Source organism: Paraburkholderia phymatum, assembly GCF_040965635.1.
Lineage (GTDB): Bacteria > Pseudomonadota > Gammaproteobacteria > Burkholderiales > Burkholderiaceae > Paraburkholderia > Paraburkholderia phymatum_B.
On record NZ_JBFRCH010000119.1, the window covers coordinates 1 to 455 of the forward strand.

Annotated in this window: 1 protein-coding gene; it reads right to left on the reverse strand. The window is 58.0% G+C overall.

Translation table 11 applies throughout. The features are described 5' to 3' along the window. Positions 1 to 223: helix-turn-helix domain-containing protein (locus AB4Y32_RS40460; protein WP_368726583.1), on the reverse strand; the 223-nt coding region annotated here is incomplete at its 3' end. Between the last annotated feature and the right edge of the window lie 232 nt (positions 224 to 455).

Genomic DNA, 455 nt, shown 5'->3' on the forward strand with positions numbered 1-455 from the left:
CGTCCAGTCTCCGATTCCCGGGCATACCGCGCTTGCAAGAGATCAGTCCAGCGGCGCCAGACTCGCGGTATCGGGCCACCAACCGCCGTACTTGCCTCGTCGTCAGACCCAGACGTTCGGCAGCACGGCCGGGCTTGAGGCCCGTCTCAACGACGGCCTGTATAACCTTCAGTCTGTCCAGTTCGCGCATGCTCAAACTCACCAGCGTCGTGTCCGGCTTCATGGCAGGCCCCGCAGCGGTTGCAGCAGTCTGCCAGCTTGCCAGCGCTCAAAAACACGACATCTGTAAATAGCCAGAACACGACATTAGGACGTAGCCCCTACATTTGTGTCGAGGCCAGATTCAGATGTCCGCTTCCCGGCTAGATAGAGATGTCCGGGTTTAAGGGGTTCAGGGGTTGCTTTTCATGGGTTAAAGATCACGCAGTGTCGAAGGATGGTGTTTGAATGGGCAG